This window comes from Chroococcidiopsis sp. CCALA 051 (assembly GCF_003015105.1).
Classification (GTDB): Bacteria; Cyanobacteriota; Cyanobacteriia; order Cyanobacteriales; family Chroococcidiopsidaceae; genus Chroococcidiopsis; species Chroococcidiopsis thermalis.
The window spans coordinates 13,461-30,801 of sequence record NZ_PYCI01000027.1 but is presented as its reverse complement, the minus strand read 5'-3'; the positions used below and the strand labels follow the sequence as shown (position 1 = coordinate 30,801).

Sequence of the window (17,341 nt, the reverse complement as noted above, 5' to 3'; positions counted from 1 at the left end):
TAAATTTGAAACAGTCTTTTCATTCAAACGCCTCGCTTTAGGAAAAACTCAAGTTTGTGGGGTAACAATTTAGTTTGGCTATAACTTTAGTTTAGCTATAACTTTAGTTTGGCTATAGCTTGGTAAGGTATCATCCTTGTTTGAAAAAAAACATTTGATAGCAAAGCGATACGAAGTACAGATAACTGATTTGAATACTCCTCAATCTTGACGAACAACTGAAATTAAAATAATTCCTTCACTTGAGAGGAGAATTTTATGGTTGGCTTCAACTTGAAAAAATCCGGTCAAAAAACATTAAAAAAATCTCAGACAAACACAGCTAAGATATACCAGCCATTCGAGAGCGCAATTTTAACTGTTAATCCAGGCGATCGCATTGCTAAAGAGCCACAAACTTTGGTGGACAAAGCTAAACAAATTGCTGTAGATGCACCTGATATTACAGGTGACTGGATTAAGGTTCCAACTTATTTTATTTTTGAATATCCGAATGGTGAAAAAAAAGCATTACATCATGTCAAAGATGCCAAAGAAATTTCTGATGCAATTCGTCTAGCTCGATTTGAAGAAGATGAAAATCTAATTATAGAACCACACAAACCGCATAATGTTAACTTAATCCCTTTCATTCTGGTAGTGCTATTAGTTCTATTTACTATTCCCATACTGATCGGAATATTTTAGGTAGCACGTTATAAGTCTACTGCTAAATAATTGCTGAGGGTTGTTAAAAGGGGTTGCCATTTCCGCCGCAAAGCAACGTATAATTCTTCACCTGCTTCTCGATCTGTTGCTGTTTCTATACCCTCAGCACTCAATCTTTCCACTGCATCATAATATCTTTTTCGCCAGACTAGTTCCATTTGGCGATCGCATTTTATCCGGTGTTTGGGTAGAATCGATTGAGATAGCTCGGAGAGAATATGCGTACTGCCACCCCACAATTCTGCTACTGCTGTAGAGTGTAATAGAGAACGATATTTTTCAGCATTTAATGCGCTTTTAATCAGGCTTGCCGTGTCTATTGCTAAGAGTATGACTCGCGGTAGAGTATAATATGTTTCGCGAAAGCGGAAATAAATCAGTACTGGATAGGAATGTTGTAGCTCTAGTAACTCAATCAAATCTCTCGCCATATTAGAAAGATCCTGCTGAATCCCACTGAGTTCGCCACTAGCTCCCAGTCTTGCTAATAACTCTGCTGCATCCCCCGTGCCATCGGTGCGATGGTATAAGCTGAGAGCAAATGTATTGCGGGTAATTAAAGCATTATAGACTGAGAGTAAGTAGGTAATTGTAATTGTAAAACTAGAAAATCCCAGTGCTGCTTCTAATAAAGTTAGTAATCGATAAGTAGCTGTTTTTGGAACTAGATCGCCTGTTCCTAAAGTAGTGAAAGAAAAGCCGCTATAGTAGAGTGCGGTAATAAAATCAGTGGGCGTTTTTCCTTCACTAGCTTGAATTGCCGAACCTAATTCGGGGAAAATAATTAAAGCAAATCCACTCATAAGTGAAGCCGCCCACACTGCTAAAATAGCAACTATCATAATAGAACCACTATGAGCAAGTAGGCGATCGCTTTTGCTAGGAATGACTTGCGTTACTAGGCGCAAAAAACACCATATTCCTCGGTTCAAAGGCATACTAACAACACTACTACCGAGGCGATGAAAAAGTACAGTTAGATAAATGTCTAAAAGAGTTAAAATAATTATCCCCGTACCAGCCAATTGTATTAATAAATCCATTCCCTATCGTTTTTATCAACTTTGCTACCATTAGTTGTTCGTAACTAATCGTACTGCATTTTACAGTATTTCACTCCGACTGTACTCTTTCTAGAGGATTAAATTTGCATGTTAAAAGAGAAGGATAAATACATCAAACTTTTTAAACTTGGTAGCATAACTATAAAATTAAATTATGCGATCGCCGATCTAGTTAACTGACTTCCTGCAGTTTGGATAGAGCTTAATCATTGAGTAAAGTTTACAAATACTAATAATTGTTATCGATTGAACGTGTTGCTAAAGCATAAAACTCATCCTTTCGGCTACGTTCTTGTGTTGATATTTTTGAACTAGAGATAGATTGAGATTAGCTTCATTTGAATTAGAACTAAATATATCAGTTTCGTCAGAGTAACTACTAAATTTTTTGCTCAATTTTTTACAAATTTGTCAAAACTTTAGTTGTAAGAGTTACAGAATAGAGATTTTTATCAGTCAGGAGGTTAGAAGAATGGCTGGTCAAATGTGTTGGTTTCCTTGCTTAGGTGCTGAAAGCGAAAAGATTTTATATCTACGGCGATCGCCAGATAAACCTTGGCAACCTTATACGAGTTGTCCTGAATATTCTGTTCCTGACTACAAAATAGATGGCGGCTCAAAAGGATGGGCAACTTATCAAAAATTACATAAAGCAGGTTGGCAATTAATTTCTACAGCTCAAGCTCAGAGGACAAACCTAGCAATTCGATAAGCTCTGCTATGAATTCACGATCGCCGTCCAATTGAATAATCAAAATCTTAGGAAAGAATATGAAAAGTAAACTTTGGGTAGAGCATCATTCGCTACCAAAATTCAGTCGCGAGCGCGTAGTTCGATTTATCGGTGGTAGTGGTAAAATCAAGCAATATAAACCTACTGCTGGAAGCTGGTCTTATACTGTTGAAATGGATATGGGAACCCCGCCAGATATGGGCAGAATAGGTTTTGAAACGACAGTCTTATTAGATGAGGCAGATATTCAAGGAGTAGAGTAAAATCAGAGCTAGATTTCTTCCCTACACTTTTATGTTGGGCTGAATATTCTTCTGAAAGCTCGCCTTAAAACAGATAGAATCAGTTGTTGTGTGAAGACAAAAAAACTCATACTTTTGGTTAAAGACAGAAGCACTTTCAGTCTTTTACGGTAAAAATGTAATAAAAGAAGGTTCATCGCGCTCGACCTGTAGCTAGAGTAGACAGCAAATACAGAACGCAAAAGCGAATGGTAAATCTTGGAGCCGCAAATAGAAATAAATAACTCCTAAGCTAATAAATATGCAGCTTCAGGACAGGAGAATGCTATGTTATTCCAAAATCGAACTACAGCAGGTCAAGCCCTAGCCGATCGATTGCTAGCCTATGCTAACCGTAACGATGTATTAGTACTAGGATTGCCTAGAGGTGGTGTACCAGTCGCCTTCGAGGTAGCACAAGCATTACACGCACCCTTAGATGTGTTTTTGGTACGTAAGCTGGGTGTCCCCGGGCAAGAAGAATTGGCAATGGGGGCGATCGCCTCTGGTGGTGTGAGAGTGCTGAACTACGATATTATTGAAGCGTTGCACTTATCTGAAGCAGAAATCGATCGCGTTACAGCCAGACAGCAACAGGAATTAGAGCGACGGGAACGGCTCTATCGGCAAAATCTTTCTTTTCCCCAATTCCGCGATCGCACAGTCATTTTAGTAGATGATGGTCTGGCAACAGGAGCAACCATGCGGGCAGCTGTGAAAGCAATACAATTACAGCAACCTGCGGCAATTGTCATCGCCGTGCCAGTTGCTTCTCCTGAAACTCAGCAAGAATTAGCCACTCAAGTCGATGAAATTGTCTGTGTAGAAACGCCCGCACCTTTTTACAGTGTTGGTTCTTGGTACGCTGAGTTTCCCCAAACTACTGATACTCAAGTGCGCGAACTATTGCAACAAGCTGGCACAGTCGCTAGAAATGTATCGTAGTACTTTAATTGTTAGCTGAGCGATCGCTACCTAGTTTACTTTCACTTACAAAAAACTTGTCACCTCAGCCGTGCAGTGCTAACGTCGATAAGCCAGTTAGCTTTTGGTAGCAAGCCAACTCCAAACTTATGCAGCGCAGACGCTTAGCGGCTTTTATCAGTCTTGTTTTAGCCTCCTTTACTCCACCCCTCATCCCTTTTTCCGTCCTCTCCGCACCACCTAAAACCCCCAACCAAACGGTAGAATGCGAAATTCTCGTTACGGGTGCAGGACTTGCAGGTGTCGCCACTGCATACGAGGGATTGCTAGCAGGACGGACTGTCTGCATGACTGAAATTACCGATTGGATGGGAGGACAAATTTCGACTCAGGGAACTTCTGCCTTGGACGAACGCAGAACCCAACGGTTGCAGTTATTTTTCTCCCGTGGTTATTTAGAACTAAGAAAACGCATTGCCGATAAATATAATGGCAATTTAAACCCTGGTGATTGCTGGGTGAGCGATTCTTGCTTCCTGCCTCACGACGGTCACGAAATTCTTTATGATATGTTGCAGGATGCGGCAAAAAAGGGTCGCGGTCAGCTGAAATGGTTTCCTGCCACTGTGGTGAAGCAACTAGAAATTAGCCGCGCTGGATCGGAGCAAACTATTCAAGGCGCGATCGCAATTCAACATCGTCCTGCTGCTGGCGTGCCACCTCTCAATACCCTACCTCTATCTCAAACAATTGAAGACTCCTATCGCTACGAAAATTCAGCTCGGTTGAATAAGGAAATTTTGCGGTTTGTACCTTTGGAAAGGAGCGAGGAGCGAGGGGTGAGGAGTGAGGGAGTATCTAAGTGGTATGTGGTGGATGCAACGGAGACGGGAGAATTAATTGCTTTGGCAGATGTCCCTTATCGTCTGGGGATTGATGCCCGTTCTTATTTAGAACCTTCTGCCTCTAGTACGACTAACGATCCCTACTGTACTCAAGGCTTTACTTATACTTTTGCGATGGAGGCGACTAAAGACCCTATAGGTCACAACATTCCTCCATTTTACTCTCAATATTCTGCTTATTATAGTTACGAACTGCCCCGCTTAGCAAGCTTTCCTCTAGTATTTACCTACCGTCGCATTTGGAGTCCGAAAGACGGCGAACCCATGTCATTCGGAGGAATTAATTTTGAAGCCCCCGTACCAGATGATATATCAATGCAGAATTGGACGTGGGGCAACGATTACCGTCCTGGTACTGCTGTCGATAATTTAATCTATACTCGCGCTCAGTTACAGGCAAGCGGTCAACTCCTACCTGGAAATTGGCTGGGAGGACTGAGAACAGAAAGCTTGCGTAAAGCGGAAGAACACGCGATCGGTTACTTTTATTGGTTGGTGACGGGTACAACCGATTCGCAACTGGGGGACGGGGTGAAACAACCCCAACCAAACAATCGCTATTTATCTGGACTAGATTCGCCGATGGGAACGGTACACGGCTTGTCTAAGTATCCTTATATGCGGGAAGGACGACGGATTATTGGTAGACCGAGTTGGGGACAGCCAGAAGGCTTTACCGTTTGGGAAATTGATATTTCTCGCCGCAACTACAATGACGATTACTACCGTCAGACCTTATCCCCCCAGATGTATCGCCGTTTGAAAATCGCTTTGGCAGGACTGGAAACCATCAATGCGATCGCCAGTACTAAGCCACCCGAACAAATTGCCCGACGGACTCGTTCCACAATCTTTCCCGACTCAGTAGGGATCGGTCACTATGCGATCGACTTTCATCCTTGCATGACCAAAAGTCCCCCCGAACTTCCAGGAAACACCGAACGAGAAGGGGAACGCCAAGGTGCGGGTGAAGCCTATCCCTTCCAAATTCCCTTACGGGCGATGATTCCTCAAAAGATCGAGAATTTACTCGTAGCTGGAAAAAGTATTGCTACCAGTCATATCGCCTCTGCTGCTTATCGGGTGCATTCCTTTGAATGGTCTGTAGGCGCAGCCGCCGGAACCACTGCTGCTTTTAGCTTAGAAAAAGCGATCGCTCCTTATCAACTCGTAGACGACTTACCCAGACGAGAACCCCTACTCGAACAGCTACAATATCGCCTCCAGCAAAACAATAATCCTACCGCTTTCCCAGATACATCCATTTTCAATCTAGATTGGGATGATTGGCGGTGAACAGTTGTCAGTTATCAGTGACTAGTGACTAGTGACTAGTGGCTGGTGACTAGATATGAAAAGATAGTCGCTCACCAATTACCCATCACCAACAACCAACCATTCCTTGCTATCTTGAGAGAATGTATTTTTGTGAAGTTCTGTCTGTCGTGCTATGAACAGGGTAGTTTCTACAACAGTTTACGGGATGGCAACAGCACCGACGATCGCACCTGAGAAATCGTCTAAAGTCGTCAGCAAGCTATATCCTAATTACAAGGTAATCGTGTTGGATGACGATTTCAATACGTTTCAGCATGTAGCTGAGTGTTTGATGAAGTATATACCAGGTATGACGGGCGATCGCGCTTGGGAATTAACCAATCAAGTTCACTACGAAGGTCAGGCGATCGTTTGGGTGGGACCGCAAGAACAAGCAGAACTTTATCATCAGCAACTTCGGCGTGCTGGCTTAACTATGGCTCCTCTGGAAGCAGCTTAGGACAATTAATGATTAAATATTAAAATGAAATATTAAAACTTATTAACCTAATTATGAGTAATGCCAACGGCAGGCTGGTCTGGAATCACTCAACCCACATCTCAGGCTTAATTCCAGTGTTAGAACGCCTGACTCGCATTGATGGAATTCAAACAATTACCCCTGGAGTCATTGGACGGGTAAAAGGTCACTCTCCCAAAATGCAACTTCGTATTTCCGTGCCGATTCGTGGTGGATTTAAACTCATAGCACGCCAAGGCAAGACTGTACAAGAAGTATTCATCCTGACAACTCTCAGCCAGGATGAATTAGTAACAGCAGTGACGAATGTTTTGAAATCGTGAGTGGTAGTTGGTAATGGGTAGTGGGTAGTGGGTTGACAGTTAACAGTTAACAGTTAACTGTCAACTGATTTACTCTTCTACTTGTCGCACGGCAAATCGATGTAGGGGTAGACAGAGAATACAGGCAAAGGTGAGAAAATAAGATAAAGCCGCAGTAAGCTTTAAACTCATTAACAAAACTTCCCAATCTGGTAAGGTAATTTTTTGTAATCCCAAACAGATGCAGTAAAGCAACCAGTAAGTAAAGCTCATCTGCAATAGATTTTGCTCTGCTTCTTCTAGCTCGTTTACCTCTGCTGAATTAGCTCCTGAAAGCAATAGCAGACCAGCAATACAGGCAATGGCAGATATAAAAGCGATCGCGTCTGAAAAGTTTAAATTTTGTATCTGCATATATGTATATCCAAAACTTTCAATTCCCATCAGTCTAAAGGAATAGTGTTTCGGTATACAAAATCAGTTACAAACTGCAACAGAAATAGGTAGTTTGATTAAAATCTTGTAATAAATGTAAATCAGTCATTGGTCATTAGTCATTGGTCATTTGTCATTAGTCATTTGTTGTTGGTTGTTAGTTGTTGCTCAACAGTCACTGGTAACTGGTCACTGGTCACTGGTCACTGGTCACTGATTTGAAAGTTTGCCCATAAGACAAAACCTTCAACGCGACAGCCTAAATCTTGCAGCCAGCGAACTAGTTCATGATTGCTATTGTGTATTACGGTATAAGTGCGATCGTAGGGAACTAGGGTCATTCCCGTGTAAGAATTTTTGATTTGCAGAGTAGCGAGGCGATCGAAATATGAATTTAAAACCTTTAACAAGCGATCGACTTTTGCTTTTTCTACAGTAATGCTCAGCAAAGAACTATCTTTTTGAGTAGCTAATAAATCGAAGCGATCGCAGTTTTTTAACTTGCGTCCTAAAGCTCCTTGAGTTGGTAAAAATAATGCTGCTGCTCCGGTCAACCAATCTTGTTGATTTAAAGCAAAATATCTCCAGTCACCATAGGCATATTCCAGACATTTATCGCGATTAATAGGTAGAATTAATCTTCCGTGAAAGCCATAATCAACGAGATAAATACTAACTGGATTAATGAGATTAGCAGGAGGTATAATAGTAGCAGGAGAAAAAATCCATCCTCCAAGGATAACGCTGGTAATTGCTAAGACAAAAAAAGCAAAGCGGCGTGTTTTCACATTTTAGAATCGCGTGTTTTCTTTCAGATTTAGTTGAGCCATAAAATCCTGAATTCGCTGCCACACTCGTTCTACTAAATCGGGACTGTCAGCATTAAACCATTCAATTTGAGGATATGCTCGAAACCAAGTTCGCTGTCGTTTAGCAAATTGTCGCGTATGCAATACAGTTAATTCTTTTGCTTCCTCTAGGGAGATATCTCCAGCTAAATATTGCTTGAACTCTTGATATCCTAGCGTATTGAGTAAAGGTAAATCCATGCGGTATTTTTGACACAAATACTCAACTTCAGCCACCAACCCATCAGCTACCATTTGTTCTGTACGCTGAGAAATTCGCTGAGTCAAGGCATTCGATTCACAGTCCAAACCAATTTGTAAAATTGGATAACAGGGGGGATCTTCTCCCTGTTGTGCCGAGATTGGACGACCAGTAACGTAAAATACCTCCAAAGCTCTGACAGTTCGAGTGGGATCGTTAGGATGAATTTTAGTTGCAGCTACCGGATCGACTTGTTGTAACATGGCGTAAAGCTGCTTTTGACCCAAAGATAGAAGTTGCGATCGCAATTCTGGCTGTGGTGCTACTCTAGGAATCTTCATTCCCCGCACGATAGAACGGATGTACAACCCAGTCCCCCCGACTAATAGGGGAAGTAGGGGCGCACAGCTGTGCGCCCCTACTTCCGAATTCTCAATCAACTCGCGTGCTTGTTCCTGATACTCCGCCACGGTGAAAGTTTCAGTGGGATCGCAAATGTCAATTAAATAGTGAGGTATGAGTTGTTGCTGGCTAGGAGTAGGTTTAGCCGTGCCAAGATTAAATTCGCGATAAACTTGACGCGAATCGGCACTGATAATGACAGAATTAAGTCTTTGAGCGATAGTTATTGCCAACCCTGATTTACCCGTGGCGGTTGCTCCACAGATTGTAATCAAGCCAAATCTATGCGAAATATCAGTTTGGTACATCCCCTAGATAAATTGCTCTTTAGAATGCCCTAGAGCCGTCTTTAAGCCTATTGTGTTAGAATTTTGGTACGATCTCTTATTTTAGATATCATTGGTTAATTTAACCTCATTATCGGAGACTCCCTTGCATGACGAGCAGCTACAGCGCCGAGCAAATTCAAGTTTTGGAAGGTCTGGAACCCGTCCGCAAACGACCAGGGATGTACATTGGGACGACGGGACCGAGGGGACTCCACCATTTAGTATACGAGGTGGTAGACAACTCCATTGATGAGGCTCTAGCAGGATACTGCACTCACATAGAAATCGACTTAAATGCTGACGGTTCGGTACAAGTGGTCGATGACGGTCGTGGCATTCCTACCGACACCCATCCGCAAACGGGGAAATCGGCATTAGAAACCGTGATGACAGTATTACACGCTGGAGGTAAATTTGGCGGTGGTGGTTACAAAGTTTCTGGTGGTTTGCACGGAGTTGGGATTTCTGTCGTTAACGCGCTATCGGAATGGGTAGAAGTTACGGTTTGGCGGGATAAAAAGGTACATACTCAACGCTACGAACGGGGCGTACCGATGGGAGAACTGCAAACCAAGTCTTTTAAAGAAGCAAAGACTGGAACTGGAGTTAGGTTCAAACCCGACGCAGAAATTTTTACAGTTGGCACGGAATTTGACTATATCACGCTGGCTGGTCGCTTGCGAGAGTTAGCGTATCTAAACGCAGGGGTAAGAATAACTTTTACCGACCACCGTTTAGAACTACTCAAAAGCCAAGAACCGAAAGTTGAGACTTACGAATACAAAGGTGGTATTCGCGAGTACGTCAGCTACATTAACAACGACAAGCAAGCTTTACACGAAGAAATTATCTTCGTACAAGGGGAACGCAGCAACGTCCAAGTTGAAGTCGCTTTGCAGTGGTGTACGGATGCTTATACCGATAACTTGTTAGGCTTTGCCAACAACATCCGCACGGTGGATGGCGGGACGCATTTAGAAGGGTTGAAGACAGTTTTGACGCGGACGCTCAACGCGATCGCCCGCAAGCGAAATAAAATCAAAGACAACGAACCCAATCTCACTGGCGAACACGTCCGCGAAGGATTGACAGCGGTAATTTCTGTCAAAGTGCCAGATCCAGAATTTGAAGGGCAAACCAAAACTAAACTTGGCAATACAGAAGTACGAGGGATCGTTGACTCGTTAGTAGGAGAAGTGCTGACGGAATATCTAGAATTTCGTCCTAGCGTTGCTGATTCGATTTTAGATAAAGCAATTCAAGCGTTTAAAGCTGCTGAAGCCGCCCGCCATGCACGGGAATTGGTGCGCCGCAAATCGGTGCTAGAATCTTCACCTCTACCAGGAAAATTAGCAGATTGTAGTTCTAGAGATCCTGGTGAATCGGAAATCTTCATTGTGGAGGGAGATTCAGCGGGTGGGAGTGCCAAACAAGGGCGCGATCGCCGCAACCAAGCCATCTTGCCTTTACGCGGTAAAATTCTCAATATCGAGAAAACCGACGATGCCAAAATCTACAAAAATACCGAGATCCAGGCGTTGATTACTGCTTTAGGCTTGGGCGTAAAGGGAGAAGAATTCGATTCATCCCAATTGCGCTATCACAAGATCGTAATTATGACAGATGCTGACGTGGATGGAGCGCACATCAGAACTTTGTTGCTAACATTCTTCTATCGCTATCAGCGACAACTGATCGAGCAAGGGTTTATCTACATTGCTTGTCCGCCACTATATAAACTAGAACGCGGACGCAATCACTACTATTGTTATAGCGATCGCGAACTGCAACAAAAAATCGCTGAATTCCCTGCTAATGCCAACTACACGATCCAGCGGTTCAAAGGTTTGGGTGAAATGATGCCAGACCAATTGTGGGACACTACCATGAATAATGAAACCCGCACCCTCAAACGAGTAGAGATCGAAGACGCAGCCGAAGCCGACCGGATCTTTACCGTATTAATGGGCGATCGCGTTGCCCCTCGACGCGAATTCATCGAAACTTATGGTTCTCGCCTCAACTTGGTAGAGTTGGATATTTAGGGTATGGGGGACAAGGGAGACAAGGAAGACAAGGAGGACAAGTGAGCAATTCTAGCCACCAGCCACTAGCCACCAGCCACTCCTCCTACTCCCCCCAAATCACAGCCGATGGTTCTTACACGTTTTTCTCAGCCGAATTTGGCGAAGCGTATCACAGTCAGTTTGGGGCGCGTCAAGAAGCTGAGTTTAAGTTTGTGGAACCGACACAACTACGGCAAAAGGCGCGACAACAAAAATCTTTACGATTATTAGATGTATGTTACGGACTGGGTTACAATACCGCTGCTGCTTTAGCAGCTATCTGGGAAGAGAATCCTAATTGTGAAATAGAAGTTGCAGGATTGGAGTTAGATCCAACAGTACCCCAAGCGGCGATCGCCCACAATCTCCTCGATAGCTGGTCGCCGCTCTTACCCCAATTAACCCAATTAGCCACAACTCATCAAGTTACGACAGATCGCCTGCAAGCAAAATTACTACTTGGCGATGCTAGGCAAAGTATTCAAACATTACAAGCATCTGGTTTTCAGGCAGATGCGATTTTTCTCGACCCGTTTTCTCCGCCTACCTGTCCTCAATTGTGGACGGTGGAATTTTTAGGGTACGTGGCTCGATGTATGCATAAGAGTGGTATTTTGGCAACTTATTCCTGTGCTGCATCCGTGCGAGCGGCTTTACAAACAGCAGGATTGAAAATTGGTTCCACATCACCCGTAGGTAGGCGATCGCCTGGTACTGTAGCTAGTTGGCATGATTCTGGCTTACCCCCGCTGTCTCAGGAAGAACGAGAGCATTTACAGACTCGTGCGGCAATCCCCTATCGCGATCCTCAGTTGTGCGATCCAGCAGAGATAATTTGTCAACGACGAGTTCAAGAGCAACAAACCAGTTGCTTAGAACCAACTTCCCGCTGGCGCAAGCGAAAAAGTAGAGACGTTTAGCAAGTCAGTGACCAACTACCAATTATCAATTATCAACTACCAACTACCAACTACCACTCCCTAACTTGATAAAATCTAGACTAGGAACCTTAGTTGAAGTTAATTGTGACTGTTAAGCCAGAGTGGTTACGGGTAAAAGCGCCGCAGTGGCAGCGCGTCGGTAAAGTTAAAGACATTTTGCGGGATTTAGCCCTCAATACTGTCTGCGAAGAAGCCTCATGTCCTAATATTGGTGAGTGTTTTAATGCAGGTACGGCAACATTTTTGATTATGGGACCAGCTTGTACCCGTGCCTGTCCTTACTGCGATATTGATTTTGAGAAAAAACCTAAACCCCTAGACCCCACAGAACCACAACGCCTAGCTGAAGCAGTTCGGCGGCTGCGGCTCAATCATGTCGTGATCACTTCCGTAAATAGAGACGATTTATCGGATGGGGGTGCATCTCAGTTCGTCGGCTGTATTCAAGCGATTCGTGAGGTATCGCCTCAAACTACGATTGAGGTTTTGATTCCCGATTTATGTGCGAATTGGGATGCTTTGGCAATAATTTTACAGGCGCAACCAGAAGTCTTAAATCACAATACAGAAACCGTTCCCCGCCTGTATCGGCGAGTACGTCCCCAAGGAGACTACGATCGCTCCTTAGAATTGTTAAGGCGATCGCGTACTTTAGCTGCTTCTGTCTACACCAAATCTGGTCTGATGGTAGGACTGGGAGAAACCGATGCTGAAATTCGCCAGGTGATGCAAGATCTACGGGCTGTCAATTGCGATATCCTCACGCTAGGACAATATCTTCAACCTAGCCAAAAGCATTTAAAAATAGATAGTTTTATTGCGCCAGAACAATTTGATGCTTGGCGGAAGTATGGTGAATCTTTGGGTTTCCTGCAAGTGGTTTCTTCACCCCTCACCCGTAGTTCCTATCATGCCGAACAAGTGCGGGAGTTAATGCAGCGTTATCCTCGCTAAAAAGCGATCGCGCGTCTCTACAAATAAAAACCAAAAAAAACCCTCCCGTCGTGGTGCGGAAGGGTTACCTTGAAGTGTGGTGTGAGGAGCAGACATAGAGTCTACTTACAAACATGCTAATGAGTGAATGTGACAAAAAAGTGACACAGAAATGGCGATCGCATGAAAAAAATTATGACATCTATAGATGCAAGCCAAGTTAAATTGGCAAGCGATTAATATCCCTATTACAACCAATTACAACCATAGCAGAACCCTTCTCTAAGCGTTTTCTAGGATCGGGGTTGATTTCAAATTTGCCATCTTGACTCACCGCTAGCAAGTTTAAACCATAGCGGTTGCGAATTTGTAGATCGCCGATTGTTTTGCCATGAAATTCGTCAGGTACGATGACTTCAACAATGCTATTATCTGGGTCAAGGTCGAAGCGATCGAGAATAGCTGGTTTGGTGAGCGATCGCGCTAACTCGCATCCTGCTTCATACTCAGGAAAGACAACGTGATCCGCGCCAACGCGATGTAACAATTTGCAATGAACCCCTGAAGATGCTTTTGCCACAATATGCGGTACGCCACCTTCTTTCAAGTTCAGCGTCGTAATAATACTTTCTTGTATATAGTTACCAATCGCAACAATGACCGTATCAAACTCGTAAATTCCCGCTTCTTTTAACGCTACAGAGTCAGTAGAATCAAGTTGTACGGCGTGAGCTGCAATATGTTCGCTCATGACCTGATTGACGTTTTTCTCATCAATGTCCGTTGCTAATACCTCATAACCCAACCGATGTAGAGTAGAGCAGACAGCACGCCCAAACCGTCCTAAGCCAATGACCGCAAACTGGTGGTTATCTTTGCGGAGACTGCGAAAAAAACCTAAAGACGACAGATTCACACGCTTATACCTTTGCTTCAATCAACCTTACTTCTTATGTGAAGTAAAGTTACTAAATCGTTCCAACTCAAATATATACCTTTACCACTCGAAAACAGCATATTTGCTTAAATCTCTTGGTATATCTCGTTCGTAGCGATTTAACCTACAAGTAAATTTTCTTCGGGATAGTGGATAGCAGTAGGGCGAGGATCTCCTAGTACGGCTCCTATGAGTAACAAAATACCTACCCGTCCGATAAACATGGTGGCGATTAAGACTAACTTAGCCGCAGCAGAGACATTGGCGGTGATTCCTGTCGAAAGTCCTACAGTAGCAAAAGCAGATACGACTTCAAACAAGATTTGAATAAAATCTATGTTCGGGTCAGTCAAGGATATCAAAATTGTTGCTAGTATTACCGTGGCGATCGAACCAACTAGTACGCCAACAGCTTTTAAAATCAGGTTAAGTGGAATTTGACGCTCGTAGAGTAGCACATCCTCTTTCCCTTGTAGAATTGCCTTGGTACAACTAGTTAACACGCGCAAAGTTGTCGTTTTTATACCTCCACCCGTACCACCTGGACTTGCACCAATAAACATAAAAGCAATAGTAAGAAATAAGCCAGCATTAGTCATTTTGCCAATATCAATTGTGTTAAATCCAGCCGTTCTGGGAGTCACAGACTGAAACCAAGCAGCTAATATTTTATTTTGCCAACTGAGATTACCGAAAGTATTGGGATTTCTCGACTCAATTAAAAAGAAAGCAACCGTACCTGCAATCAATAAAATCAAACTCGTGCTAATTGCTACTTTTAAATCTAGCGAAAACACGACTCTTTCTGACTTGCGTTGGAGGCGATCGCGCAAATAGATATAAATTTGAAAAAGAACTCCGTATCCAATACCGCCAAAGATAATTAATCCTGTGACGACTAAATTTAATAAAATTGACGATTGAAAACCGATAAAACTATCTTTAAATAAACTGAAACCAGCATTGTTCCAAGAGTTTACGCTATGAAAAATAGCTAACCAAAGGGCGCGATCGAGTCCATATTGAGGTGTGAAAACTGGTAAAAGTAGAAAGATTCCTGTAATTTCAAAAATCAGGGTTACGCCAATAATCGAACGGATTAAATCGGCACTATTAGATAAGCCTGTTCGGTCGAGTGCTTGTTGGATTGCCACTTTATCGCGCAACCCAAATTTCACTCCAATCAAAACTAATAAAAAAGTGGTAGCTGTCATGTAACCCAAACCACCAATTTGCACTAAAGCAACCAAAATCACCTGTCCAAAAAATGAGAAATAAGTTCCCACATCTACTACAGATAGCCCAGTGACGCAAACAGCAGAAGTAGACGTAAACAGCGCCACAATTGGGTTAGTCCAATCACCGCTACTAGAAGAAAAAGGTATCATCAGCAGCAGCGTTCCAACAGCGATCACCGCTAAAAATCCTAAAGAAATAGTTCGAGGAACAGTCATTATTTTTGGTAATTGGTAATGGGTAATTGTTAGTTGGTAGTTAGCAAGAGGAATTAATTCCGAATTCCGAATTCCGAATTCCGAATTCTTTATGGTAGGCTAATTGCGGGTTACGTTAATACTGAGTTGTGATGAGTGCGACACTTTACGAGCGGATTGGGCAATTTTACGATTCCTCCTCTAGTTTGTGGGAACAGGTGTGGGGGGAACACATGCATCATGGCTACTATGGCACAGATGGAAAACAGAGAAAAGAGCGGCGACAGGCACAAATCGATCTGATTGAAGAACTGCTGCAATGGGCAGATATAGAGCAAGCACAGCATATCCTCGATGTCGGTTGTGGTATAGGTGGTAGTTCGCTTTATTTAGCCCAAAAGTTTGATGCTCAAGCCACGGGAATTACTCTCAGCTCGTTTCAAGCGAATCGAGCGACTCAACGCGCTCAAGCGATGGGTTTGAGTCAAAAAGCCGAATTTTTAGTTGCAAATGCTCAGAATATGCCTTTTGCGGATAACAGCTTTGACTTTGTTTGGGCATTAGAAAGCGGCGAACATATGCCCGATAAAGTTAAGTTCATGCAAGAGTGCTACCGCGTGCTGCAACCTGGGGGAAAGCTAGTCATGGTGACTTGGTGTCATCGCCCTACGGATGCTAAGTCAGGAGGTATTCTGACGGCAGACGAGCAAAAGCATCTGAACGAGATTTACCAGGTGTATCACTTACCTTACACGATCGCCTTACCGGAATATGAAGCGATCGCCCGCAATCTTAATTTAAACAGCATCCGTACCGCAGATTGGTCAACTGCCGTAGCGCCGTTTTGGGATGTAGTCATCGATTCCGCTCTTAATCCCACGGCAATATTAGGTTTAATTTTATCTGGGTGGGAAACAATTCAAGCAGCACTGTCTCTGGGGCTGATGCAGCGGGGCTACCAGCGTGGTTTAATTCGATTTGGCTTGTTGTGTGGGATTAAGTAATGAAACGTACCGTCAAGACGCAGAGAACGCCGACAGTAAGGCGATTAAATTTGGCTGAGTGGCTTTACGCTTTTTGGAAGTTCTCGCGTCCCCACACCATTATCGGTACGAGTTTGAGCGTCTTAGGAATGTATTTAATTGCCTTTGATGCGCAGATCGCTCTTTCCCAACTCCCGACTGATGTAGGGGCGGGTTTTGCCGATAGTTCTCTCATCGAACGCATGGTTCATTGGCTAAACCCGCCCCTACAGCCACTGTTATTGGCGTGGATTGCTTGTCTGTGCGGCAATATTTATATTGTTGGCTTAAATCAACTAGAAGATGTTGAAATTGACAAAATTAATAAACCCCATTTACCAATAGCATCTGGTGAGTTTTCACAGCGTACAGGTCAAATTTTGATAGCCCTAACGGGAATTTTGGCGCTGGTATTAGCTGGGGCTGCTGGATGGTATTTATTTGGCATGATAGCAATAAGTTTAGCAATTGGAACAGCTTATTCTTTACCACCAATCCGTTTAAAAAGATTTCCTTTTTGGGCGGCTTTATGCATTTTTTCTGTTAGGGGAGCAATAGTTAATTTAGGGTTATTTCTACATTTCAACTGGTTATGGCAAGGAATTTTAGGAATTCCTAGCTCGGTTTGGACGCTAACTTTATTTATTGTGGTATTTACCTTTGCGATCGCAATTTTTAAAGACATTCCCGATTTGGAAGGCGATCGCCAGTATCACATTACAACTTTCACCATCGCTTTAGGGAAAGAAAAAGTTTTTAACCTAGCACTTTGGGTAATAACTACATGTTATATAGGTATAATAATTGCCGGAATTCTAGGACTTCCCTCAGTTAACTCAACTTTTCTCATCAGTACCCACTTATTACTCTTAGCTTTGCTATGGTGGCGCAGCCGTCAAGTAAACTTACAAGATAAAAGCGCGATCGCCAGTTGCTATCAATTCATTTGGAAACTCTTCTTCTTAGAATATATTTTGTTTCCGGTAGCTTGTTTGTTGGGTTAGTTAGGTAATGGGTAATTGGTGGTTGATAACTGGTCACTAGTCGCTGGTCACCGATCGCTGTTTGCTGCTTCTTT

The 17,341-nt window shown here is 43.2% G+C and carries 18 protein-coding genes; 12 read left to right on the top strand and 6 right to left on the bottom strand.

Going from position 1 to position 17,341, the window contains the following annotated elements; translation table 11 throughout:
• Positions 1 to 258: 258 nt before the first annotated feature.
• Positions 259 to 687 carry a hypothetical protein gene (locus C7Y66_RS08990; RefSeq protein WP_015152426.1) on the top strand — a complete coding sequence of 143 codons (429 nt, stop codon included), beginning with the start codon at positions 259 to 261 and terminating at the stop codon, positions 685 to 687.
• Between the two features lie 8 nt (positions 688 to 695).
• On the opposite strand, the gene C7Y66_RS08985 is transcribed toward C7Y66_RS08990, so the two are convergent.
• Complete coding sequence (locus tag C7Y66_RS08985; protein WP_106545306.1) at positions 696 to 1,751, bottom strand: potassium channel family protein; 1,056 nt, start codon at positions 1,749 to 1,751, stop codon at positions 696 to 698.
• Positions 1,752 to 2,244: 493 nt separating this feature from the next.
• Here C7Y66_RS08985 and C7Y66_RS08980 point away from each other — a divergent pair, with 493 nt between their 5' ends.
• The 6 genes from C7Y66_RS08980 (at position 2,245) to C7Y66_RS08955 (ending at position 6,736) form a co-directional block, all read left to right on the top strand.
• A complete protein-coding gene (locus C7Y66_RS08980) occupies positions 2,245 to 2,484 on the top strand; it encodes a hypothetical protein (protein WP_015152424.1) in 240 nt (79 codons plus the stop codon).
• Between the two features lie 59 nt (positions 2,485 to 2,543).
• On the top strand, positions 2,544 to 2,768 hold the full coding sequence (locus C7Y66_RS08975; RefSeq protein WP_106545305.1) for a hypothetical protein: 225 nt from the start codon (positions 2,544 to 2,546) through the stop codon (positions 2,766 to 2,768).
• A 306-nt stretch (positions 2,769 to 3,074) separates the two neighbouring features.
• The gene (locus C7Y66_RS08970) at positions 3,075 to 3,731 is read left to right on the top strand and encodes a phosphoribosyltransferase (protein ID WP_106545304.1); all 657 of its coding nucleotides are present in this window, start codon (positions 3,075 to 3,077) and stop codon (positions 3,729 to 3,731) included.
• 128 nt (positions 3,732 to 3,859) lie between these two features.
• Positions 3,860 to 5,911 (top strand): FAD-dependent oxidoreductase, encoded by a 2,052-nt coding sequence (locus C7Y66_RS08965; RefSeq protein ID WP_106545303.1) that lies wholly within the window; start codon positions 3,860 to 3,862, stop codon positions 5,909 to 5,911.
• A gap of 187 nt (positions 5,912 to 6,098) precedes the next feature.
• Positions 6,099 to 6,392: an ATP-dependent Clp protease adapter ClpS gene (gene clpS, locus C7Y66_RS08960; RefSeq protein ID WP_233222595.1), complete on the top strand. Its 294-nt coding sequence runs from the start codon at positions 6,099 to 6,101 to the stop codon at positions 6,390 to 6,392.
• 53 nt (positions 6,393 to 6,445) lie between these two features.
• Positions 6,446 to 6,736, top strand: coding sequence for a DUF2103 domain-containing protein (locus tag C7Y66_RS08955; protein WP_106166181.1), 291 nt, complete (start codon positions 6,446 to 6,448; stop codon positions 6,734 to 6,736).
• Between the two features lie 69 nt (positions 6,737 to 6,805).
• Here the strand turns inward: C7Y66_RS08955 and C7Y66_RS08950 are convergent, their stop codons facing one another.
• The 3 genes from C7Y66_RS08950 to miaA form a co-directional block, all read right to left on the bottom strand.
• The gene (locus tag C7Y66_RS08950) at positions 6,806 to 7,129 is read right to left on the bottom strand and encodes a hypothetical protein (protein WP_039717311.1); all 324 of its coding nucleotides are present in this window, start codon (positions 7,127 to 7,129) and stop codon (positions 6,806 to 6,808) included.
• Between the two features lie 224 nt (positions 7,130 to 7,353).
• Positions 7,354 to 7,938: a DUF2459 domain-containing protein gene (locus C7Y66_RS08945; RefSeq protein ID WP_106545302.1), complete on the bottom strand. Its 585-nt coding sequence runs from the start codon at positions 7,936 to 7,938 to the stop codon at positions 7,354 to 7,356.
• Between the two features lie 3 nt (positions 7,939 to 7,941).
• Complete coding sequence (gene miaA, locus C7Y66_RS08940) at positions 7,942 to 8,910, bottom strand: tRNA (adenosine(37)-N6)-dimethylallyltransferase MiaA (RefSeq protein ID WP_106545301.1); 969 nt, start codon at positions 8,908 to 8,910, stop codon at positions 7,942 to 7,944.
• 128 nt (positions 8,911 to 9,038) lie between these two features.
• Here miaA and gyrB point away from each other — a divergent pair, with 128 nt between their 5' ends.
• From gyrB to lipA, 3 genes are all read left to right on the top strand, one after another.
• Positions 9,039 to 10,976 (top strand): DNA topoisomerase (ATP-hydrolyzing) subunit B, encoded by a 1,938-nt coding sequence (gene gyrB / locus C7Y66_RS08935; protein ID WP_106545300.1) that lies wholly within the window; start codon positions 9,039 to 9,041, stop codon positions 10,974 to 10,976.
• A gap of 41 nt (positions 10,977 to 11,017) precedes the next feature.
• Positions 11,018 to 11,917, top strand: a complete 900-nt coding sequence (locus C7Y66_RS08930; RefSeq protein ID WP_106545299.1) for a tRNA (5-methylaminomethyl-2-thiouridine)(34)-methyltransferase MnmD — start codon at positions 11,018 to 11,020, stop codon at positions 11,915 to 11,917.
• A gap of 105 nt (positions 11,918 to 12,022) precedes the next feature.
• Entirely contained in the window at positions 12,023 to 12,892 is an 870-nt protein-coding gene (gene lipA / locus C7Y66_RS08925) for a lipoyl synthase (RefSeq protein WP_106545325.1), read from the top strand.
• A gap of 199 nt (positions 12,893 to 13,091) precedes the next feature.
• Here the strand turns inward: lipA and C7Y66_RS08920 are convergent, their stop codons facing one another.
• Together C7Y66_RS08920 and C7Y66_RS08915 are read right to left on the bottom strand one after the other, a co-directional pair.
• Positions 13,092 to 13,787 carry a TrkA family potassium uptake protein gene (locus tag C7Y66_RS08920; RefSeq protein WP_015152412.1) on the bottom strand — a complete coding sequence of 232 codons (696 nt, stop codon included), beginning with the start codon at positions 13,785 to 13,787 and terminating at the stop codon, positions 13,092 to 13,094.
• Positions 13,788 to 13,927: 140 nt separating this feature from the next.
• Complete coding sequence (locus tag C7Y66_RS08915; RefSeq protein WP_015152411.1) at positions 13,928 to 15,262, bottom strand: TrkH family potassium uptake protein; 1,335 nt, start codon at positions 15,260 to 15,262, stop codon at positions 13,928 to 13,930.
• 131 nt (positions 15,263 to 15,393) lie between these two features.
• Here C7Y66_RS08915 and C7Y66_RS08910 point away from each other — a divergent pair, with 131 nt between their 5' ends.
• Together C7Y66_RS08910 and C7Y66_RS08905 are read left to right on the top strand one after the other, a co-directional pair.
• Positions 15,394 to 16,245, top strand: a complete 852-nt coding sequence (locus C7Y66_RS08910; RefSeq protein ID WP_106545298.1) for a methyltransferase domain-containing protein — start codon at positions 15,394 to 15,396, stop codon at positions 16,243 to 16,245.
• A complete protein-coding gene (locus tag C7Y66_RS08905; RefSeq protein WP_106545297.1) occupies positions 16,245 to 17,267 on the top strand; it encodes a homogentisate phytyltransferase in 1,023 nt (340 codons plus the stop codon). The genes C7Y66_RS08910 and C7Y66_RS08905 overlap by 1 nt, the downstream gene beginning before the upstream one ends.
• Positions 17,268 to 17,341 lie beyond the last annotated feature (74 nt).

Coding starts and splice junctions, on each gene's coding strand:
- C7Y66_RS08990 (WP_015152426.1), top strand. CDS start 259: ATGGTTGGCTTCAACTTGAAAAAATCCGGTCAAAAAACATTAAAAAAA.
- C7Y66_RS08985 (WP_106545306.1), bottom strand. CDS start 1,751: ATGGATTTATTAATACAATTGGCTGGTACGGGGATAATTATTTTAACT.
- C7Y66_RS08980 (WP_015152424.1), top strand. CDS start 2,245: ATGGCTGGTCAAATGTGTTGGTTTCCTTGCTTAGGTGCTGAAAGCGAA.
- C7Y66_RS08975 (WP_106545305.1), top strand. CDS start 2,544: ATGAAAAGTAAACTTTGGGTAGAGCATCATTCGCTACCAAAATTCAGT.
- C7Y66_RS08970 (WP_106545304.1), top strand. CDS start 3,075: ATGTTATTCCAAAATCGAACTACAGCAGGTCAAGCCCTAGCCGATCGA.
- C7Y66_RS08965 (WP_106545303.1), top strand. CDS start 3,860: ATGCAGCGCAGACGCTTAGCGGCTTTTATCAGTCTTGTTTTAGCCTCC.
- clpS (WP_233222595.1), top strand. CDS start 6,099: ATGGCAACAGCACCGACGATCGCACCTGAGAAATCGTCTAAAGTCGTC.
- C7Y66_RS08955 (WP_106166181.1), top strand. CDS start 6,446: ATGAGTAATGCCAACGGCAGGCTGGTCTGGAATCACTCAACCCACATC.
- C7Y66_RS08950 (WP_039717311.1), bottom strand. CDS start 7,129: ATGCAGATACAAAATTTAAACTTTTCAGACGCGATCGCTTTTATATCT.
- miaA (WP_106545301.1), bottom strand. CDS start 8,910: ATGTACCAAACTGATATTTCGCATAGATTTGGCTTGATTACAATCTGT.
- gyrB (WP_106545300.1), top strand. CDS start 9,039: ATGACGAGCAGCTACAGCGCCGAGCAAATTCAAGTTTTGGAAGGTCTG.
- C7Y66_RS08915 (WP_015152411.1), bottom strand. CDS start 15,262: ATGACTGTTCCTCGAACTATTTCTTTAGGATTTTTAGCGGTGATCGCT.
- C7Y66_RS08910 (WP_106545298.1), top strand. CDS start 15,394: ATGAGTGCGACACTTTACGAGCGGATTGGGCAATTTTACGATTCCTCC.
- C7Y66_RS08905 (WP_106545297.1), top strand. CDS start 16,245: ATGAAACGTACCGTCAAGACGCAGAGAACGCCGACAGTAAGGCGATTA.